Consider the following 253-nt stretch of genomic DNA (forward strand, 5'->3'; position numbering starts at 1 on the left):
GCTTCTCATAGTTAGCAAGCAGTTGATCCAGCAGTTCAGGTGTAATCGTCGTGTCGGTCGTCATGTGAGTCTCCTCGGTAAGGTAAACTCACAGAAACCTGCTTACACATTCTTTCTGACACCCTCGAATGGGTTGCGCGACCGTTCCTCAAGGCCCCTTTCATTGCCAGGCCAAACAGCGCCCGCCACATGCACGATGATCGAGGCGTTGCGCCGGCAGCGCCACACCGGCAAGCAGATCGCCGCCGAGGTC

Annotated in this window: 1 pseudogene; it reads left to right on the forward strand. The window is 56.9% G+C overall.

From position 1 onward, the window contains the following. Positions 1-130: 130 nt before the first annotated feature. A pseudogene (locus tag ACZYOF_RS44855) lies at positions 131-253 on the forward strand (IS481 family transposase); the annotation flags it as partial.

Source organism: Bradyrhizobium sp. LeoA1Lang, from assembly GCF_055413685.1.